Below are 604 nucleotides of genomic sequence, written 5' to 3'. Positions count from 1 at the left end.
GTGGAACGGCCCCACCACATCCGGTGGAATCGCCCCCCCACTTCCGGTGGAACAGCACACCCGCTTCGCGTGGAATCGGCACCCCACTTCCCGTGGAATGCACCCCCCACTTGAGGACTATTCCATATCGAGCTCAAAGATTGGCTGCAGGAGGGTCGCAAGAGACTCGATACCACCCGCGAGGCACTCAAGTACCTCTGCGAGCCGGTGTCGCCACCGCGCGAGATCGAAGACTATCTGCGCTACTTCTGCGGCGATGCCGACACGCCGGGTGCGCTTGATGAGACCGAGGTGCTGAGGATCTCGTTCTACAAGGCGGTCGCCAGCTTTGTGCGCGCCTTTTCCGCCATCGCTCAGGAGCTCGATGCCGCCGGCTACACGACCGATGAGGTCACTGCTCTGCAGGAGGAGGTGGCCTTCTTTAGCGAGGTGCGTGACGCCATCAAGTGTCACTCGGGCGAGGAGCTGGACATCAAGCCGTTCCTAAAACCATAGAAAACCATTCCTACGGACGTAAGCCGAACAGTGCTGCTTACGATTAGCGGGTTGGAATCGCGCCAACCGCCGGCGAATGGATCGCCGCTCGCGCCGTGCCCGGAGGGGT

1 protein-coding gene is annotated in these 604 nt (G+C 61.6%); it reads left to right on the top strand.

All coding sequences use genetic code 11. The annotated features are described in order from the left end of the window. Nucleotides 1-207: 207 nt before the first annotated feature. Nucleotides 208-495 carry a hypothetical protein gene (locus CKO15_RS13870; protein WP_242464823.1) on the top strand — a complete coding sequence of 96 codons (288 nt, stop codon included), beginning with the start codon at nucleotides 208-210 and terminating at the stop codon, nucleotides 493-495. Nucleotides 496-604 lie beyond the last annotated feature (109 nt).

Origin of the sequence: Halorhodospira abdelmalekii, from assembly GCF_016583625.1 — a bacterium.
Classification (GTDB): domain Bacteria; phylum Pseudomonadota; class Gammaproteobacteria; order Nitrococcales; family Halorhodospiraceae; genus Halorhodospira; species Halorhodospira abdelmalekii.
The sequence above is the reverse complement of the archived record's forward strand: the minus strand, read 5'-3'. Positions and strand labels throughout refer to the sequence as shown.